This is a genomic window from Methanoregula sp. PtaB.Bin085 (genome assembly GCF_002067035.1).
GTDB lineage: Archaea > Halobacteriota > Methanomicrobia > Methanomicrobiales > Methanospirillaceae > Methanoregula.
In genome coordinates, this window is record NZ_MVQB01000023.1 from 11,237 (window position 1) to 30,156 (window position 18,920).

Annotated in this window: 14 protein-coding genes; 7 read left to right on the forward strand and 7 right to left on the reverse strand. The window is 55.0% G+C overall.

Translation table 11 applies throughout. The features are described from left to right. Positions 1-3: 3 nt before the first annotated feature. The 5 genes from cheB to A4E33_RS04360 are packed head-to-tail and all read left to right on the forward strand — an operon-like array spanning position 4 to position 5,367. On the forward strand, positions 4-1,035 hold the full coding sequence (gene cheB / locus A4E33_RS04340) for a chemotaxis-specific protein-glutamate methyltransferase CheB (RefSeq protein ID WP_292346460.1): 1,032 nt from the start codon (positions 4-6) through the stop codon (positions 1,033-1,035). Then, entirely contained in the window at positions 1,032-2,993 is a 1,962-nt protein-coding gene (locus tag A4E33_RS04345) for a chemotaxis protein CheA (RefSeq protein WP_394334408.1), read from the forward strand. The genes cheB and A4E33_RS04345 overlap by 4 nt, the downstream gene beginning before the upstream one ends. A 9-nt stretch (positions 2,994-3,002) precedes the next feature. Then, complete coding sequence (locus A4E33_RS04350; RefSeq protein WP_292346461.1) at positions 3,003-3,614, forward strand: chemotaxis protein CheC; 612 nt, start codon at positions 3,003-3,005, stop codon at positions 3,612-3,614. 15 nt (positions 3,615-3,629) lie between these two features. Then, positions 3,630-4,124: a chemotaxis protein CheD gene (locus tag A4E33_RS04355; protein WP_292346483.1), complete on the forward strand. Its 495-nt coding sequence runs from the start codon at positions 3,630-3,632 to the stop codon at positions 4,122-4,124. After that, the gene (locus tag A4E33_RS04360) at positions 4,102-5,367 is read left to right on the forward strand and encodes a two-component regulator propeller domain-containing protein (RefSeq protein ID WP_292346462.1); all 1,266 of its coding nucleotides are present in this window, start codon (positions 4,102-4,104) and stop codon (positions 5,365-5,367) included. Before A4E33_RS04355 ends, A4E33_RS04360 begins: the two co-directional genes overlap by 23 nt. A gap of 164 nt (positions 5,368-5,531) precedes the next feature. Here A4E33_RS04360 and A4E33_RS04365 read toward each other — a convergent pair whose 3' ends face one another. From A4E33_RS04365 to A4E33_RS04380, 4 genes are all read right to left on the reverse strand, one after another. Then, on the reverse strand, positions 5,532-6,725 hold the full coding sequence (locus tag A4E33_RS04365) for a hypothetical protein (protein WP_292346463.1): 1,194 nt from the start codon (positions 6,723-6,725) through the stop codon (positions 5,532-5,534). Positions 6,726-6,773: 48 nt separating this feature from the next. Further along, positions 6,774-8,546: a ribosome biogenesis/translation initiation ATPase RLI gene (locus A4E33_RS04370; RefSeq protein ID WP_292346464.1), complete on the reverse strand. Its 1,773-nt coding sequence runs from the start codon at positions 8,544-8,546 to the stop codon at positions 6,774-6,776. Positions 8,547-8,564: 18 nt separating this feature from the next. After that, positions 8,565-8,930 (reverse strand): hypothetical protein, encoded by a 366-nt coding sequence (locus A4E33_RS04375; protein ID WP_292346465.1) that lies wholly within the window; start codon positions 8,928-8,930, stop codon positions 8,565-8,567. A 219-nt stretch (positions 8,931-9,149) separates the two neighbouring features. Beyond that, positions 9,150-9,542, reverse strand: a complete 393-nt coding sequence (locus tag A4E33_RS04380) for a hypothetical protein (protein WP_292346466.1) — start codon at positions 9,540-9,542, stop codon at positions 9,150-9,152. Between the two features lie 285 nt (positions 9,543-9,827). On the opposite strand from A4E33_RS04380, the gene rqcH reads away from it, so the two are divergent. Beyond that, a complete protein-coding gene (rqcH, locus tag A4E33_RS04385) occupies positions 9,828-11,720 on the forward strand; it encodes a ribosome rescue protein RqcH (RefSeq protein ID WP_292346467.1) in 1,893 nt (630 codons plus the stop codon). Further along, positions 11,717-12,745 (forward strand): mRNA surveillance protein pelota, encoded by a 1,029-nt coding sequence (locus tag A4E33_RS04390; RefSeq protein WP_292346468.1) that lies wholly within the window; start codon positions 11,717-11,719, stop codon positions 12,743-12,745. Before rqcH ends, A4E33_RS04390 begins: the two co-directional genes overlap by 4 nt. A 776-nt stretch (positions 12,746-13,521) precedes the next feature. On the opposite strand, the gene A4E33_RS04395 is transcribed toward A4E33_RS04390, so the two are convergent. From A4E33_RS04395 to A4E33_RS04405, 3 genes are all read right to left on the reverse strand, one after another. Beyond that, on the reverse strand, positions 13,522-16,707 hold the full coding sequence (locus A4E33_RS04395) for a PKD domain-containing protein (RefSeq protein WP_292346469.1): 3,186 nt from the start codon (positions 16,705-16,707) through the stop codon (positions 13,522-13,524). 53 nt (positions 16,708-16,760) lie between these two features. Further along, on the reverse strand, positions 16,761-18,146 hold the full coding sequence (locus A4E33_RS04400) for a C2 family cysteine protease (RefSeq protein WP_292346470.1): 1,386 nt from the start codon (positions 18,144-18,146) through the stop codon (positions 16,761-16,763). Between the two features lie 208 nt (positions 18,147-18,354). Further along, complete coding sequence (locus tag A4E33_RS04405) at positions 18,355-18,654, reverse strand: hypothetical protein (protein ID WP_292346471.1); 300 nt, start codon at positions 18,652-18,654, stop codon at positions 18,355-18,357. Between the last annotated feature and the right edge of the window lie 266 nt (positions 18,655-18,920).

The following is an 18,920-nucleotide window of genomic DNA, read 5'->3' on the forward strand; positions in this document are numbered from 1 at the left end:
TCTATGGTCAAAGTACTCACAGTCGATGATTCCGTGTTCATGCGCACGATCATCCGGGATATCCTCTCAAAGGATCCTTCAATCGAGGTAGTGGGAACGGCATCCAACGGCCTCGAAGCCCTGGAGAAGATCCAGGAACTGAAACCGGATGTCATGACCCTTGATATCGAGATGCCGAAGATGAACGGCCTTGAGGTTCTCAAGGAACTGAAAAAGATCAGACCCCGTCCCAAAGTCCTGATGCTGAGTTCCCTGACATCCAAAGACGCAGAGGCCACAACCGAGGCGATCAGCCTTGGTGCCGATGATTTCATGCTCAAACCCAAGGATATCCCCCATGTGCGGGAGATCGGGGACGAGCTGATCGGTAAAGTAAAACACCTGATGACACTCCCGTCGTTCGAGGTTCCCCATAAATCAGTCGAATCCGGCGGCGCTGCCGACCGGGTGGTCCTTATCGGGTCATCCGCTGGGGGTCCCCCGATGCTCGATACCCTGCTTGCAGCCATCCCGCCAACCCTTCCGGCAGGAATCATCGTCACGCAGCATATGCCCACCGGGTTCACGGCGGCACTGGCAGCCCGGTTCAACCGGATCGCACCGTTCCCCGTAAAGGAAACCGACAACGGGGACATCGTTGAGAGCCGCAGGATCCTCCTCTCAAAAGCCGGAGTCCACACGGTTATCAGCGGTGTCATCGGCCCCAACGGTACAAAGAGCGGACGGATAGTCCATTCCAATGCACCCCCGATGCACGGGGTCAGGCCTGCAGTCGACAAGACGTTTGAGTCAGCTGCACACGTCTACGGGAAGCGTTGCGTATCGGTCATCCTGAGCGGTATGGGCAATGATGCCGGAGAAGGAGCCCATGCCATCCGCGATGCCGGCGGCGTGAGTATCATCTGCGATGAGAAAGACTGTCTCGTATACGGGATGGCCCGCTCCGCAATCAACAAGGAGGCGGTCGACAAGGTCCTCCCCCTGAATAAAATTGCACAGGAGATTGAACGTGTCGTGTTACAGATGGAGGGATGATGGCATCCGAATTTGAAGCCTACCGGGGTCTGTTTGTTGCAGAATCCCGGGAAAACCATGAAAACCTGGTCAAGAACCTCCTTATTCTGGAGAAAGGGCCTGACCAGAATGCCATTGATGAGATCTTCCGCTCGGTCCATACCCTGAAAGGAGCTTCGGCATCCATGGGGTATGCCGAGATGGAACGGCTCTGCCATGCCATGGAAGATGTTTTCCAGCTTGTCCGGAGCGGAAGCGCGGAGGTATCCGAGGATCTGGGAAACCTGCTCCTGGCCTGTTCGGATGTCCTTGAGGAGATGATCGATGATATCGAGGGTGGCGGGGACTCGTCGTCCAAGAATGCGGACGATCAGGTCTTTGCTCTCAAGGACTGGCTTGGGCAGAGGGGAAAGGTGACGGAGGCGAAAAAAGCACCCGCAAAGGGCAAAAAGAAGGAGATGACCCCGCCCGATGCTCCAGCCGGAAACGGGGAAACCCCCGCAGGGAGTATGCCCGAATACACCATGGTCATTACGGTATCCCCGGAATGTGCCATGAAGGATGTCCGGGCTATGCTTGCAATCGGCAATCTCGAGGCGCTGGGGACGATCCGGTCAATGACTCCCTCGAAAGAACAGGTGGACGAAGGGAACTTCGACGGGGTCCTGAACCTGACCATCGCAAGCGATGCCGGGGAGAATGCCCTCAAAACGGCAGCGCAGGGAACCGAGATAGCTTCGGTTGAGATACGACCGGCACACGGGGTGGCACCCGAGGAAAAATCCCCGGCTGCTGCTCCCCGGAAGCCTGCCGAGGCGGACCGGAAACCCGGTGCTGCGGACAAGAGCCGGGAGATCAAGAACCTCCGTGTTGATATCGCCCAGCTTGACCACATCATGAACCTTGTTGAGGACCTGGTCATCAACCGGGGGCGGCTCAAACAGATCGCGGAGCAGCACAAGATCAAGGAGATGGACGAGGCCATCGGTATGGTGGAGCGATCGGTCTCCGAGCTCCAGAACCTGATGATGCTCATCCGCATGATCCCCCTCAACCATATCTTTAACCGTCTCCCCCGCGTGGTCCGTGATGTTGCCCAGTATGACGGGAAAGAGGTGGAGTTTGTCATGGAGGGTGGCGAGACCGAACTCGACCGGAGTGTCATGGACGGTCTCAATGATCCGCTTCTTCACCTCATCCGGAACGCGGTCAACCACGGTATCGAAGCACCCGATATCCGCGAGAAGGCCGGCAAACCCCGGAAAGGATTCGTCAAGCTCTCTGCCCACCGCGACCGCGACAATGTCATCATCGAACTCATCGACGACGGTGCCGGCATCAATATCGAGAAGGTCAAGCGCAAGGCCGTGGAGAAGGGTCTGGTAACGCAGGATGCTGTGGATACCTATACGATCGACCAGGCAATCGATCTCCTTTTCCAGCCTGGTTTCTCAACGGCCGATAAGATTACCGATATCAGCGGCCGCGGTGTCGGACTTGATGTTGTCAAACGTTCTATCGAAGCGCTGAAAGGCACGATCCGGGTAGAGACCACGCCGGGCAAAGGCAGCCGCTTCGAGCTGCTCCTCCCGCCAACGATGGCGATCGTGGATATCATGATCGTCAGGGTCAATGGAAGGAGGCTTGGTATCCCCATCAGCAGCATTGTCGAAGTTGCCAATTATGAGCGGGAAGGGACCCACACTATCGGGAAAGGCGAGGCGGTCCTGCTCCGCGACGAGGTGCTCCAGCTCCTCTGGCTCACCGATATGGTCGGTGCGTCAGATGTATGCGAGATCCTCATCGTGGTGCAGTACCAGAAGCGGAAGTGCTGTATCCCGGTCGACCTTGTTGAAGGCAAGCAGGAGGTTGTGGTCAAGCCGCTCTCCAGCTTCATCGGAAACACCCGTGGCGTGAGCGGGGTAACCATTCTCGGGGACGGAGAGGTTATTCCGGTCCTTGATGTAAATACGATGTAGGAGACAATCATGAAATTATCAGCAGTCCAGGCAGATGCAATGCAGGAACTGGGAAATATCGGGGCAGCCCATGCTGCCACTACGCTTTCCCAGATGATCGGAAGTCCCGTCCATATGAGCGTACCGGCAATCAAGGCCGTGGACATCTCGGAACTCGGGAAATATATGGGCGAAGAGTCTGCGGCAATGGTAGCTTTCGAACTCCAGGGAGAGATCCCGCATGGCGGCTTTGTCATTTTCTATATCACCCGGCAGTCTGCAATCAGGCTGACCAACACGATGCTGGGTCTTACTGATATGAACCGGCCGATGAACGAGATGGACGAGAGCGCCCTGCTCGAAGTGGGAAACATCATGGTGTCTGCCTTCCTTGATGCAACTGCCGAACTGCTCGGTTTTGTCATGCTGCCGTCGCCACCGGCCATGACCATCGACATGGTCCATGCAGCAATGTCGACCCTGATTGCCAGCATGGGTGATGAGGTCAACGAGGTACTGCTCTTTTCGACCGAGCTCACCTGCGAGGAACACAAGATCGACAGCGACATCATTATGATGCCGGAATCCAATACCCTTGCCCACATCGTCGAGCTGATGGAAAAGATGATGAAACCTGCATGAACTGTTGTGAACCTGATGCCTGACCAGCCCTCCACGGACGGACAAACGGTAATGATCGGTATCGGCGAATACCGGGTGGGATCCTTTCCGATGATGACCATCGGCCTCGGCTCCTGCATCGGCCTGACGCTCTACGACGAATCCCTGAAGGCCGGGGCTATGGTCCATATCATGCTGCCGGACAGCTCCGGGAGGACTGATCGGCCGGGAAAGTACGCGGACACCGCCATCCCACTCCTGCTGAATGAGCTTTCGAAGCTCGGCAGCAGGAAAGGATCCTCCATCGTTGCAAAGATGGCAGGTGGCGCGTGCATGTTCGAGTATTTTGGTGCAAACCTCAATATCGGCGAGCGGAATGCTGAACGGGTGAAAAACATCCTGAAAGACCATGGCATCAAACTTGTCGCGGAAGATTGTGGCGGGAAAGTCGGCCGTTCTGTTACGTTCATCCCTTCAAATCACGGGAAATTCACTATCCGGAGAGCCGATGGTACGACCTGCGATCTCTGATGGTTTTGCTTTTCTCTTTCTCCTCCTGCTTATCGTACCGGTTACTGCTGCCGGTATTGCCCCATATATCATTACGACTACGCCAGCAGGGGATGTCAGCCAGAGGCCGTATTCCATCCTGCTGTTCATCCCGAAGCAGACGATGATCCACTCCGATCAGATCAACGATATGACAAACGGGCCGGGCGGGGAGACGATCATCGGAACCTCGTTTGGCCTTTCAACCTATAACGGGAGCTGGAGCACACGTCATACCAACCTCCAGAACATCTCGGAAGGCCTTATGGACGATTATATCACGGCTGTCGAACGCGATAGTGCCGGTAACCTCTGGATAGGATATTCCGGAGGCCTCCAGATCTATGACGGGAACTCATTCCGGTCAATCCGCGACCAGCAGATCCTCAAGGAGACCCGCATCAAGGATTTCCAGCGGTGGGGTGCCGATATGTGGATCGCAACCGGCCATGCCGGTATGCACCGGTACCGCAACGGAACCTGGACGTGGTACCAGCCGATGAAACGGACCGGGCCGGGCTTCTATGAAGTGAAGAGTATGGCCCTTGATACAGGTGCAGACGCGATGGTCATCACCACGGAGGTCGAGGGAATATGGCTTCTCCGGACACCGGAAGACCGGGCCACGTTCGAGGAGATCGCACCCCGCTACAGCACATGGGGTTTTCTCGAGACAGCCCGGCGCGATCCCCTTGGGGGGGTCTATCTCTTCAATACATCTGTCATTGTCCGCTATGCTCCGGATGATGGCTTTGTCCCGGTCCTGTCAGCTGCTGACCTTGCACCCGGGACCATTGTCATCAACGATATCACCGCCGCACCTGACGGGCGGCTGTTCATCGCAACAGACACCGGGATATTCATCTGGAAGGATGGCAGGGTGCTCGACCACCTGACACGGACTGAAGGTCTGGGAACCTCCCCGGTCATCCGGACTGTCACGATCGATGCAAAAAACCGGGTCTGGTTCTCGTCGACGGGATACGTCGGATATTATACTGACCAGGCAGCGTCCACAATCCCGATCGAGATCGTTCAGTCCGTTGCAATCCCGAGCACAACACCGACGCCCCTGCCAACCACCCGGCCGACAACAGTACCTGTCGTTACGACCGTTCCGGTTCCGGAGCCCCATTTCTTTCCGGAGGATTCGTTTTTTACATTCCTCAATCCCCTCATTGATCCGATCATGAAGGCGATCGGAGCAGCCGGATCGCGGAACTGACGTTGAAGTGAATCATTGCACTCCCTGTCGTTCACTCCCGTCAATAATCCGAAAATTTCCGTATCTGTTCCCGGACATCTGCATGGAAGATCCCCTGCATCCGGGCTGCAGAGATGCCAAAACCCGTGGCTGGAAATCCCCTGCTGGGGGGATACACGACCTGACTATTTTTTCCTGTTCAGTTCGTCAAGGCAGAACTGGTCCACGGAATCGAGAAGTGCTTTCTTTGCTTTCTTGATCCGGACATCATTGCCGGATGAAACCTCGGAGGCGATGTACTTCAGGATCGTTGTGTAATACCTGAGGTGGGGATATTCAGCCTCGATGTCGGCGATCCTCGCTGATGCCTCCTGTGTTTCGTTGTTGAGAAGGTCGAATACGAAGTCGAGGAGTTCGAGTATGTATGGTGGCATTCCTTTCGTTACTGCAAGTTTCCGGAAACTGAGAAAGGAATTCTTTTTCATTGCCAGGAGTGACAGTTTCAGACCGAGGTATACGGGTTCCAGTTCGTCGGGATACTGCTTGATCAGCTGGTTGACCACACCGGCAGCCCCCCCGGCATCGCGGTTCTCGAGGTTGTAGTAAAACATCTCCCGCAGGAAATGGATGTCGGAATAAAAGCGTTCCGAGCCAATCTCCAGGAGCCGTTTCCTCATATCCGCGTTGCCGGTGAAGACTGCATTCCTGAGGCCGACATCGATGAACCATTTCTCGCTCGGGAACCATTCGAGACCAATAAACACCATCTGCCAGAAGGTCTTTTCAAGAAATGCCGGGTCGTCGACCTTCAGCTGGGGGAGGCTATTCACCGGCGGACGCAGCCGTGTCAGGTTCAGGAGGGTTTCCCGTGCCAGCAGTTCCATCTCCCCGGGGCGGTAGTTCCGTGAGGACGTGTCGTCGGTTTTAAACTCGCGGAGGGAGAGGGCATAATAACAGTATGCCACCGCGGCGCCGATCTTTGCATCGAGAGCGATGTATTTTTTCAGGTAGTCCAGTGCATGAACATAGTCCCCGACCTTGACCAGCTTGAGGCCGACAACGATATTGACACCCATCTCGGCATCCTTCTTCTTCTTGAACCGGATCGCGTTGGCAATCACCTTCCGGATATACTCTGCATCGCCGCTGCTGCTGCTGACATCCAGGACCTTGAAGGTAATGCTGTCGATGAATTCGTCATAGACCTCGTCAGAGATGTTGGGGAACGATGCATCCACCGCGGAAATGACATAGCCGTAGAAGACCGGCAGGTTGGTGTCGACCTTGGCAGTATTGCGCTCAATATATCCGAAAAAATCCCTTTTCAGGAGCTTCAGCTTATCGTAGACAATGGCGTCCGACAGCTTCTCTCCCCGCATATACAGGTGAGTAGCATGTGAAACGTATTAAAAGTATGACAGGGAGGGCTACTCGTCGTCAGCGGTATAATAATAGAATTCCCTGGATGCCTTCTGTTCCCGGTCCAGGAATGACCCGGGTTTGTTGATCCGCGGCCGGCCGCTCTGGTCCCTCCGGAAGGTGACATCGAGCTCGTCAAGGAAGCGGTTCATGCCTTCGCGCATCCCGAACGGTCCGGCAGCCGTGCCGCTGACGCCCGGCTCCCCTTCGAAGACAAGGATCCGTTCGCTGATCATGTCGATGAGGTAAATATCGTGGTCGATGACCATGATGCCTGCCTCCCTTCCCTCAGCATGGTGCTTGATCATCCGTGTCACCTTGACCCGCTGCTCGACATCGAGATGGGCGCTCGGTTCGTCCAGGATGTAGATATCAGCGTCCCGCGAGAGGCACCCGGCGATGGCCACTCTCTGGAGTTCCCCGCCGGAGAGCGAGTCGACCGGGGACTGGAGGATGGGAGCGAGCGAGAGCGGTTCCAGGATCTCGTGCTGGTAATGGGAGGTGTCGAACTTTGTCGTGCAGCGACGGAGGTGCATCTCGACCGTATCGGAGGTGTCCGCTTTGATGTACTGGGGCTTGTACGAGATCCGGAGCGTTGTTTCCAGCGTACCGGTGGTCGGTTTTTCAACACCGGCAAGGAGTTTGGCATAGGTACTCTTGCCCATGCCGTTTGCCCCGACTACCCCGAGAACCTCGCCGCTCCGGATCGTACCCCCGCTGATGGTGAGACGGAACCGCTCGTATTCCTTGGTCATGGGGGGGATCCTGAAGAGATCCTCCCGGTCCGAGCCTTTCTCGTGCGCCCGTTTCTCAAAGACCACCTGCGTATCGCGGAAGCGGACATTCTCCTCATGAAGGTACCCCTCGAGGTACTGGTTGATTCCAACCCGGACCCCCTTGGGCCTCGTAATAATACCGAAGACCGCCGGCTTGCCGTACCCGACATGTACGGTATCCGCCAGCATGTCGAGGATGGCAAGGTCATGCTCCACGATAACGACCGGTCGTTCCTGCGCCAGCTCCCGGATCAGTTTTGCTGCGGCGATCCGCTGGTAGATATCCAGGAACGGGGTGATCTCGTCGAGGAAATACAGGTCGGCGTCGCGTGCGAGGCAGGCAGCGATGGCAACCCGCTGGAGTTCGCCGCCCGAGAGCGTGGTGATGTCGTGCCCGATGAGGGAGTTCAGTTTCAGTACCGGCAGGAGCCCTTCGAGGCGGTTGCGCTCGTCCGTCTTTTTCAGGAGCTCGCCTACGCTGCCCGAGAAGACTTTCGGTATATAATCAATATACTGGGGCTTGGTGGCAATCTTCAGGGTCTTTTTCGATACCGTCTGGAGATAATCGAAAAGTTCGGTGCCGGTATACTGTTTCAGGATCTCATCCCATGCGACCTCTGTATCGAAGTTACCGAGGTTGGGCCGGAGCTGGCCGGAGATGATCTTGATCGCGGTGCTCTTCCCGATACCGTTGGCGCCAAGGACACCGGTGACTTTACCCTCGACCGGGACGGGCAGGCCATAGAGGGCAAAACCGTTCTTGCCGTAGCGGTGGGTCGGGTGTTCGAGCTCTTCGGGCAGGCTGACGATATCGATGGCATCGAACGGGCATTTCTTGATGCAGATACCACACCCGACGCAGAGTTCTTCCGATACGACCGCCTTTCCTTCAGGTCCGATGACAACGGTCTCGTCACCGGTACGGACACGGGGACAGTAGATGATGCATTCGGTGCCGCATTTCTTCGCATGGCACCGGTCTTTGTGGACAACAGCGATTCTCATGGGGGATCAAAAACGTATTCAGGGGTGGGATGAGGTCAGGAGGATTGTCCAGGTCATAAACCAGAAGGCAAAGGTCATGAAGCCCTGGTAGAACCAGTCCTTCCAGCCCAGTTTGTCGGTATCCATTCCCGTGATCATGAAGATGTGCTTCTGGAGGACGATCCCTGCAAGCATCAGTACCAGCCCGAGGAGCCCCACATCTTTCTGGAGCCCGGCTGCATCCGGCACACCCCCCAGGGAGAATGCCAGAGCCCCGGTTCCGATACCCATGAACGATGCAATGAGCGTCCGCTTGATACGGGCGATGTGTTCTGCCTGCTTGTCTTCCCGTGTCTTTTTCTTCTTTACCGGTACAGGCTTTTCCCCGTCCACCTCTTCACTCAATCGCGCTCCTCCGTCTTCTTATTTTTTTGCGCGCAAGCCATATGTAATTTGGTATCGTCGGGAGCCGTCATGTTTCGGCGCTCCGCTCAGGATCTCTTCCCTGCATCCGTGATCTGAACAAAAAAGTCATGTTTCCCGGAAAGGGTATTGGCAGGAATCCCGGAATGACGGTAATCCGCCCTGCCACACGGTAAACCACGGAATCAGATCGCGGTAAATTTATTCTTTCAGCCTGCGCACAAGAGTGGGGAAACCCCTTCGGTAAATACAGTCTGATCCCGGGACGAATATCCATTCCGATGAGGTAACATTTCTTGACCGGTCTACTGTCGAGGGCTCATCCCGGATAACAAAATAGGAATTTTTCTCATCCCTGTTCGCCCGCCATGTGGTAAAGCCGTCGCTCCCGACAGTGCCGTTCCCGTAAAAAACCATGCCGTTGTCCCATGCACCGATAATCGGATCCCTGTCTGAAGGGGTGGCGGTTGTTGCCGGTACTGATGGCAACGGTGTTGGCTGGGTGGTGATGACAACCGCTTTCTGGGGCCCGCTGACACATCCCCCCGTGACCAGGGCTGTAACAAGCAGGAGAAATAACAGAGGGTATCTCATATTCGCCGTTCTTTTTTCATAGGGTATGAATTTTATTACTTATTATTCCCGCCGGATGATTTATCGTCCGGCAGCCCTCAACGATCATGACAGCCTCTTTATGATTCCCTGCCGGGCTGCCATTATATGAGCTGAAAAATACTGAAAAAACCACTTTGCTGCGGCTGGTATGGATCGCCCGGTACATTCCGTATCCGATGTTCCCTCGTACGGTATGTTCACGCAGCGTCTGGATATTTAGCGTACAATAACCAACCTTGAACTGATATACGAACAGGAAGAACCATGGCATCCGAACAGGGAATGAGCGGGATTGATACACGGGCGATCGCGGCAGAACTTGCTGAGAAGCTCCCGCTCTGGATCGACAAGGTGTACCAGTTCGACAGCCATACCCTTGCGATGCGCATGAACGGCGAGAACAAGGCGCACTACCAGTTCATCATCGAAGCCGGCAGGCGGGCGCATTTCGTCCGGGACATTCCCGAACCCCCGAAGAACCCTCCCCAGTTTGCCATGCTGCTCCGGAAATATATCTCCGGGGGGAAAGTCCTCGGGGTCCGCCAGCATGGCCTCGAACGTATCATCATCTTCGATATCGGCAAGGGTACGATAACGTACCGCCTCATCATCGAGTTATTTGATGAGGGAAACGTCATCCTTGCAGATGAGACGTACGAGATCATCAAGCCTCTGCGCCACCACCGGTTCAAAGATCGGGAAGTGATTCCCCGGGTACCATATACCCTGAGCCCCCGGGATCCCACCGCGTCACAGGAGAACCTTGCAGCTACCCTGAAGAGCGACGACCGTGACCTGGTCCGTGCCCTTGCTATTGGCTGCATGCTGGGCGGGACCTATGCGGAATATATCTGCAGCAAAGCAGGGCAGGATAAGGCCATGCCCGCAGCCTCGGCGGATCCCGCAGCGTTATACCCGGCACTCCAGACACTTTTCAACGCCGTCCTTCACAAGCGGGACCCGGTCCTGACAAAGAAACACTGCGAACCGGTTGATCTCTTCAGGGAGCCGGATGCACAGCATTTCCCGACGTTCTCCGAAGCGCTCGAAGCCTTCTTCCCGCTGACAAAAAAAGAGAAAAAGACCGCTGGTGCCCATCCCGTACTTACCAAAGAAGAGCGTATCCGGAAATACCAGGAGTCAGCCATCAGGAAATTTGACGACAGGATCAAAAAGACCGAGGAGATCGTGGCGGCCATCTATGAAAATTACCCGTTCGTGACGCAGGTGATAACATCGCTCGACGCGGCCAGCAAACGGCTCTCGTGGCAGGAGATCGAAAAACACCTGAAGGGCACCCAGTCTGCCGATGCAAAAAAGATAATTGCATTCCACCCTGAGGAAGCATCGGTCGATCTCGATATCGGAAAAGTCGTCAGGATCCATGTCCATGAAAGCCTTGAGCAGAACGCTGGCAGGTACCACGATATCATCAAGAAGTTCAAAAAGAAGAAGGCCGGTGCCCTTGCCGCAATGAAGGACGTCCCGGTAAAAAAGAAGGTGCAGAAGCGTGAATTTGTCCCGATGAAGAAACTCTGGTACCACCGCTTTCGCTGGTTCGTGACAAGCGACGGGGTCGTGGTTCTCGGTGGCCGGGACGCCTCCCAGAACGAGGAACTGGTCAAGAAATACATGACCGGCGGCGACCTGTTCGTCCACGCTGACGTGCACGGGGCGAGCGTTGTCATTGTCAAAGGGAAGACGGAACGGATGGACGAGGTGGCTCAGTTCGCTGCCTCGTACTCCGGTGCATGGCGGAGCGGGCACTTTTCAGCTGACGTGTTCAGCGCCCTGCCGTCGCAGGTGAGCAAGACGCCGGAGTCCGGCGAGTTTATCTCCCGTGGCTCGTTCATTGTCCGTGGCGACCGCACCTGGTACCGGAATGTCCCCCTTGCCGCTGGCATCGGGCTGATGCTTGAACCCCATGCGGCCGTCATTGGCGGCCCGCCTGCGGTCGTGAAGGCAAAGACCCGGATCTCCGTGGAGCTCAGGCCCGGGCAGTTCGAACCGAACGATGTTGCAAAGAAGGTCCTCCGCATGCTGAAGGGTAAGGTGACGCCCGACGAAGAAAAAGCACTGAAGGCAGTCCTGAACACCGAGCAGGTTGCAGCGTTCGTTCCGCCGGGCGGTTCGGACATCGTTGCGGGGGCATCATGAAGGCCGAGTACGGGGAGCTGAAGAAAGGATACGGCGAGATCCGGTTGTTCCCGGAGAGCATCGATGATCTCTGGCACCTCCGGCACCTTATCGACGCAGGTGACCTGGTGTTTGCCACAACCTTCCGGAGCGTGGAGAGTGCAACCGACAAGATCCGGCCCGAGAAGGTAGAGAAGCGGCCGGTCCGGCTCGGCATACGGATAGAAAAGGCCGAGTTCTCCGAGCATGGTGTCCGGCTCCGGCTCACGGGGATCATCGAGCACGGTGCCGACACGGGATCGCACCACACCATCAATGTCGAGACCGGTTTTGAGATATCCGTCATCAAGCAGTGGCGGCCTATTGACCTCGAACGGGTGGAACGGGCCGTGAAAGCCTCCGTTTTCGGCGTAATCCACATCCTCACGATCGAGGAGGGGGAGGCCGAACTCTTCCGGCTCCGCCAGTACGGGCCTGAGAGTGTTATCACCGTGACCACCGGAAGCGGGAAGGGGGCGGATACCGATTCACGGACAGCGTTTTTTGAAACCCTCCTCGACCATGTCCGGAATATCTCCGGCCCGCTGATCATTGCCGGTCCCGGGTTTGTCAAGGACGATTTTGTGAAATTCGCAAGGAACCGTTCCTGCCCGGGCATCGACCGGGCCGCTGTAGTCGAGACGCGGCGTATCGGCCGCGGGGCCGTGCAGGAGGTTGTCGGCAAGGGGGCGCTGGAGAAACTGATGGACGATATCCAGCTCTCCCGCGAGGTGAGGCTGATGGACGAGGTCCTGCTCCGGATATCACGGGACGGTGCGGTTGCATACGGTATCCGCGAAGTCCGGGAGGCCGTCGGCTACGGCGCTGCCGAGCAGGTGCTCATCGCCGATACTCTCCTGCGGGACGCTCAGGTCGCCCGCCTGATCGATGAAGCTGAAGCGATGCGTGCAACGGTCGTCGTCCTCTCCTCGTCGTTCGAGCCCGGCGAACGTCTCGTTGCGCTCGGGGGTATTGCAGCACTGTTACGATACCGGATGCAAAAATAAAACGAGACGGCTCTCGATATACGGGCTTGAATGAGGGTTCAAACCCGAAAGATGAAAATCATATGATATCTGGTTTTTGAGTGCCTCCTGGATCCGGGCAGATTCGTGGCATGGCAGGATATTTCCAGGCTCTTTAAAACCAGGTAATTGTACCCGCAGAGGGGCGCCCTTTCAGGTTGGCAGCCGGTTATCATGTATGGGGACATGGGGGCATCAGCCCCATCATTGATCAATCTGATTTTTGCCACTGCAGATCAGTCTCGAGTTTTTTTTCAATCGACCCCTCCCCGCCCGCCCGGTTTTTTTCAATCATGATCCGATTGTACAGTCAGGTCGCTCACCCCGGAAAAAGGAAAATTTTGTCGGATAATCAATTGTTTTGTCGGATAATTATCCGATAATCGGCAGAGTTACTGACTACGGATTTTCGCGAAAAAAGTCATTCTGAAAAATCTGCGATGCCCGTGACCGCAGGCATCATGAGCATATTCCTGGAAAACCTTCCCGGAACACTCAGCAGAATTGCGAAGGTGATGCCCGGGCTCATCGAAGAACGCTGATGACCTTGTCCTGCCGCAGGTCAGATGACCTATGGCATTCTGCGACCTCCCCGCGGTTGAACACCCCGGGAGGAAGGCAGCATGCGGGAGCGGCCCCCCCCTGATCCCCCTATACGGCCTGCTCGACGGGACGGAGGTCGGCAGATCCCGATCGCCCCCGGCCCCACCACTATCAGATACGATCCCTGCCGTGTTTACTCGGGAATCATACAACAATCATTCCCACTTCGGCCTTCTTCCCCTCATCACGAAAAAGCCGGCAACGGCAAGGGCTGCAGCCGCCACGATGAGAACCAGGTTCTGCAGGGCAAGGCCTGCAATCCACCCCATCATGCTCATAAAGATGCTGACGGCAGTTGTCGGGGGCTGGGCTTTTACCTGCTGCGGAATGACGGTCGGGGGAATCGTCGTTGTCGCGATAGTAGGAGGTGGTGTACTGGCACTGGTGAACAGGGCATGGATACTGAAGTGGGATACCGGTGCCGTGACAATACCCGTTGATCCGTCAAAGGTTGTCGGCAGATCCTGCCAGGTCCCAATTTTCCTGTCAAAGGTTTTTACCGAGTAATCGCGCCCCCACCGGGGCTGCACCGGGGATAACGTGAGGGAGACCGGCGGAGAGAAGGCTGCACCGTCCGGGCCGATCTCGTACGCAATACCGTCGAAGACAAACACGGAAGCAGATGGCACCGGGGGGAGGTCTGCCATGGAAAGAACCCGTATCGTTACACTCTCAAGCGGTTTGCCTGCCGCGTCGCGAGCGGTTATTCCTTCACCAATGGTGATTGTTGCACGGCTATCGGATGACGTGAGCCGGGTCTCCTGCGATACGACTCCCTGTGCATTGGTATAGACCTTAGCCGAAACGCCGGGATCTGCCGTGACTTTTGGCTCCTGTGTCGCGGTTGGCGAAGGAGTCGGAACTGGGGCGGTTGTTGTCGCTGGTGACACGCCTGCAGCCGGCATCCCGGTGTCGGATTCGGAAACGGGATTGTATGGCTCAGACGGGCCGACATGGCTCGTGACGGAGAGGGTGATCAGCTGGAGCGGATTACCGGAGCCGGAGAGCTGGGTGATATAATAATTGGTGAAATAGGAGAATTGAGCCGGTATATCTGCTTCAAAATAATCCAGGTCACTGTCTGAGACTATATACCGTGTCACAAGGACAGAACCAACCCTGGTGCCTGAAGCAGGATCTGTTCCGTATGCGATGATGTATGTTTTGTCCCTGCCGGCCGCGGCTCCGCCGGTTCCGGCAACCCATGCTGATCTGATACTCATGTTCATGGTGGAGGATCCGATATTTCCGAGTGATGTCCGTGTGAACCTCGACGAGTAGCCTACGGTATCGACAGATGTGAAACTGCTCGATAAAGCGATATCTGACAGGAGCGACCTGTCAGATGCTATTGCCCCCTCCCAGATTTCCGCATTGAGAGATCCCGATGACGGGTACCTGCTGAAGGTAAGGCGTTCACTCACGTATACGGGATCTCCTACCGAGGGGGAAAATCCCCTTACTGCAATATCCGAGGTCTGGAGGGAACTGACCGATAAATTCCCGAACAATGTTCCGTTTCCTGTATCGGAAAATCCGATTGCATCAGATCCTGCAAACGTGATGTTCTGCCACCCGAATGACGGAGGAGGATGGGAGATAAGTACTCCTGATGATGGAAGGACAGGTATTCCTGCCATCGAACTGTTATAGATCAGGAACTGACCTCCGAACCTGTTGTCAACAATAATGCCTTCTACCGGTGTGAATGCTGTTTCATGGGCACCCGGCAGGGCAGTGATATATGCAGTTCTGACGCGTGTTCCGGTACCGTAACTGTTCGTGGCATCGTGCCTGACGTTGTATGTTCCCGGGATGGTGAATGTGTGGGTGGCATTCCGTTCGCTGCTGTCAACCGTTCCGTCGTTTTCAAAGTCCCACGCGAACGTGTCCGGTGAACCGGTCGAAGTATCATTGAACTGGACAACGAGCGGCACGACTCCCGATAACGGACTGCCGGTGAAATCTGCCGCGGGGCTTCCTGCCGTGATCGTATGGTCTGCAGATACATTCCGGCAGTATTCATCGCTGATGGTGAGGTTCACGACGTACTGGCCGGCAGAAATAAAGACGTGATCCGGGTTCTGCTGGTAGGATACCGATCCATCGCCAAAATCCCAGTACCAGTGTGATGGTCTGGTAATCCCGGTTTCATCAGTGAAATGAACGGCCAGGGGATCTCCGCCGCTTGTTGCATTCTCGGAGAAGAGAATTTCAGGACAGGTTTCTGGTGTCCCGTAGGTAAAGAGATGGATCTTTGAGCTGCCTGCATTCTCTTCGATCCAGATAATGCGGTTGCCGGAGATCCGGGGCGATTTTTTTGTGTTTGTTCCGGAGGACAGGAGCAGCTGCTCAGGGGGAAGACGTGCCGTGTCATTGATATAGATGTCACCTTGCATCTGGTCCCGGTAATCGATCCAAACGATCCGGTCACCATCAACAGAAGGGAACATCACCGGATCGATGCCGTAACCGGCGGGCAGGTTGGCAGATACGAGGTTATCAGAGATACGCTGTTCCCCTCCTATGGGATCGTAACGGTAGATGTTTGGCACCGGGAACGGGTCGGTGTTCCAGTTGCGGTTATCTTCCCACACGATGGTGTTTCCTGAAACTGAGGGTGCATCCTGCCACGCCCCGTCTGTCGATCCATCTGTCCCGACTCCAAGACCGTTATCAGGTGTGATGAGCGACTCCGTCCAGGTTGCGGTATCGTTCATGTAAATCTCCCGGTCGCCATTCAGGGTATTGCGGTAATCCTCCCAGACAATCCAGTTACCGGAAACTGCCGGATAGACCTGGTCGGATCCGGAGGTACCTGGCGTGATGAGGTATTCCGTATCAGAAGCGAGATCGTACAGGTAGATATCCAGATCACCATTCCTCCTGTCCTGCCAGACGATCTTATCCCCGGATAAAGCCGCATACTCCGGTGTGTCCGCATCGTTGCTGGTTATCCGGGTCAGGAGACTGGTGGTCAGGTTAAAAAGATAGATATCGCCCGAAGCACGGTTCCGGAGATCGTGCCAGAGGATCCGATCTGAAAAAACTGCAGGATTCTTCTGGGTATTCATGTCGTTCGTAACGTGCGTCACATTACCTGTGGCAATATCGTAGAGGAATATATCTCCTGCATTGCTGGTGGGGTCATCCCAGACAATACGGGAGCCATAAATGGCCGCATGCTGCTGGTACGTTGAAAAATTGGTCGGGATCAGGGTTTCTGTTCCAAACGGGTTCGCCAGGGCTGATGGGATAAGTAACAGGAAGAGAAGTGCTCCGCAGAGGGCCCGAAAAAATGCTCTGTATTTTTTTCCCTTCCCCTTACGAGCTTCATTCATCCGGACAATGGTAATAATTGTTGATTTTTTGGGAAGGATACTGGTTCTTTCCCCTAGCTTTTCCATACCCATCCAAATCCTTTGAAATGCCACCGGAACTTATCAACTGCAAGGGCAAAGATCCCGTCATTGAGGCTGAGGTCGATTTTTATCTCAGTCTTGTTCAGGGTCTTTGTGTAGTTCTCGGTATTTACCGGGACTGTCCAGGTTCCGGTATACAGGGCAGCGCCCATCTGCGTGTAATAAATAATATCCTCCTGTGTGGATCCCGCAGGAGCGATAAATTTCGGATCACCTCCGAATGCACTGGGTATCGCCATTCCCCATGGATTGCGTAAAACGATGTATTTCCGGTTATTTACATAATGAACTCCGAGGATCGAATAGGAGTGACGGGCAACGATACTGTCATTGGTATATTTCACGCTCTTTTCCGGGTTGATCTTCGGATCAACCTTGTTGGCAGCATTGGCTTCTTCTGCTGTGGTATATGTCCATGCTGTCATCGGGTAAAGCGTCATGCCGGGGACAAAGGGCGCAGGATTATTTGCGCTGACAACAATATAGCACCGCTTGTATATAGTATCAAAAACCGTGTCGCCTTTCGTATCTGCAGGATCGAACTCCGTCATATTAAAAGCAGACTGGGTCTGGGTCTTGTCATTGTCATAATCCAGTTTCGTATAATACCGTTTCCCGGTCAAGTGGGTAAGGCTGTTCAGCGGGTTTCCGGTATCAAATTTTGCAATGTTGGGAGTGTCCTTTTCATAACCATCCAGTTTATAGAAATCAGCATAACATTTCTCGTACAGTGCAGACCAGTAAGCGTTGGGATTGGCAGTCGAAGGCCGGCAGTACACCCAGTCGCCAGGACCTTTCGCTCCCCATGGTAATGCATAGCTGGTCTTGTCATTTTCCCTGACCGGTGTAAATTTTACACCAGCAGCGGGCATGTAGGGTGGCTGTATGATGGCAGGATCACCTTTATACAGATACAGATAACAGGTGGCATTGTTGACAAGCGATCTCTTTACGAGATCCGGCCAGGTCCATGCGTACGATGCGAGGGCAGCAGTAAACCAGCAGTTCAGGGAACAACCCTGGTTCACGTCATTGATATCTGGTGGTGGACATGCAAATCCTCCGGCATTGTTTACGCTCCATATACTGACGGCAGATGAACAGCGGGGGACAGAATCACCGGTCCTGGCCGACTGCGGGGAGTTCTTGTCAGCCTTTGTGATATCCGGGAACAGGGGAGATCCGTTTTTTGGATCGAATAACTGGTCAAACGGCAGCTGAAGCTCTTCTTCAATGATCTTTTTCCTTTCGGCCGGGTCCAGGCTTTTCCAATCGATATTTGATCCTTTTCTTGAGCAAACCAGTGCGTAGGGATTGATAGCACCTGTTGCGAAAAGATCTGTTTTTTTACCTACCATTCGGCATCACACCTCTATCTGAATACTACAGTCCGGGCATAATAAATATTTGTATAACAATTTGGAGAAAAAAATCCTGAATATGTGATTAAACCATAGTGTATGTTAATTCTATCTTTATATTGCAGACATCTGGCGTTATCCGATAATTTACGTGAAATATCTGAAAATTGACGTAAAAATAAAAAATTTTCCGTCCGCAATGTTTTTATGCCGGTTCCTCCGGCATGTTCTTTGCCAGGTACCATGCATGGATGGCAAGCAGGAAATAGACCGGGAAGAGCAGGCCGTAGGTATTGGTCTCCCCCATCTCCTTAAAAGTCCAGACCGTGACGGTGATATCGATCTGGAAGATCATGATGCCCCACCATTTCCCGAGATACCCGTACCCGAGTCCGGGCAGGAGGAAGTTTAAAAACCCGGCTATGAGCGGGTTCTTCTGTATGCGCGGTCGCTGGTACAACCCGCGGGGGAGGATGAGGGGCGGGATGGCATCCTTGCTGTTCATGCTGCCCAGTGCAACGGCTGCCTGTCAGTGGGCCTCGCTGACCGGATCGAGCATCATACCGGCTAGGGCGGACACCGCGGCGGGATCCCCTGTCTGGGTGAGTGCCCCGATGGCACCAAACGGAATCTCTGGTTCTTTCTTTTCAGGGCCGGGACGAGCAGCGCGACCGTATCATGCCCCATCTCTCCCCCGGAGGAGGCATCATGCGGGACAAGCCGTCTTGACCCCATATACGGCCTGCTCCACGGTTCGAATGGTCATCAGAC

What these genes read in the sequence shown, in the direction of transcription:
- A4E33_RS04405 (WP_292346471.1), bottom strand. Translation starts at nt 18,654, where the DNA reads ATGAACAGCAAGGATGCCATCCCGCCCCTCATCCTCCCCCGCGGGTTG.
- A4E33_RS04400 (WP_292346470.1), bottom strand. Translation starts at nt 18,146, where the DNA reads ATGGTAGGTAAAAAAACAGATCTTTTCGCAACAGGTGCTATCAATCCC.
- A4E33_RS04360 (WP_292346462.1), top strand. Translation starts at nt 4,102, where the DNA reads ATGGTACGACCTGCGATCTCTGATGGTTTTGCTTTTCTCTTTCTCCTC.
- A4E33_RS04345 (WP_394334408.1), top strand. Translation starts at nt 1,032, where the DNA reads ATGATGGCATCCGAATTTGAAGCCTACCGGGGTCTGTTTGTTGCAGAA.
- cheB (WP_292346460.1), top strand. Translation starts at nt 4, where the DNA reads ATGGTCAAAGTACTCACAGTCGATGATTCCGTGTTCATGCGCACGATC.
- rqcH (WP_292346467.1), top strand. Translation starts at nt 9,828, where the DNA reads ATGGCATCCGAACAGGGAATGAGCGGGATTGATACACGGGCGATCGCG.
- A4E33_RS04365 (WP_292346463.1), bottom strand. Translation starts at nt 6,725, where the DNA reads ATGCGGGGAGAGAAGCTGTCGGACGCCATTGTCTACGATAAGCTGAAG.
- A4E33_RS04370 (WP_292346464.1), bottom strand. Translation starts at nt 8,546, where the DNA reads ATGAGAATCGCTGTTGTCCACAAAGACCGGTGCCATGCGAAGAAATGC.
- A4E33_RS04390 (WP_292346468.1), top strand. Translation starts at nt 11,717, where the DNA reads ATGAAGGCCGAGTACGGGGAGCTGAAGAAAGGATACGGCGAGATCCGG.
- A4E33_RS04355 (WP_292346483.1), top strand. Translation starts at nt 3,630, where the DNA reads ATGCCTGACCAGCCCTCCACGGACGGACAAACGGTAATGATCGGTATC.
- A4E33_RS04380 (WP_292346466.1), bottom strand. Translation starts at nt 9,542, where the DNA reads ATGAGATACCCTCTGTTATTTCTCCTGCTTGTTACAGCCCTGGTCACG.
- A4E33_RS04395 (WP_292346469.1), bottom strand. Translation starts at nt 16,707, where the DNA reads ATGAATGAAGCTCGTAAGGGGAAGGGAAAAAAATACAGAGCATTTTTT.
- A4E33_RS04350 (WP_292346461.1), top strand. Translation starts at nt 3,003, where the DNA reads ATGAAATTATCAGCAGTCCAGGCAGATGCAATGCAGGAACTGGGAAAT.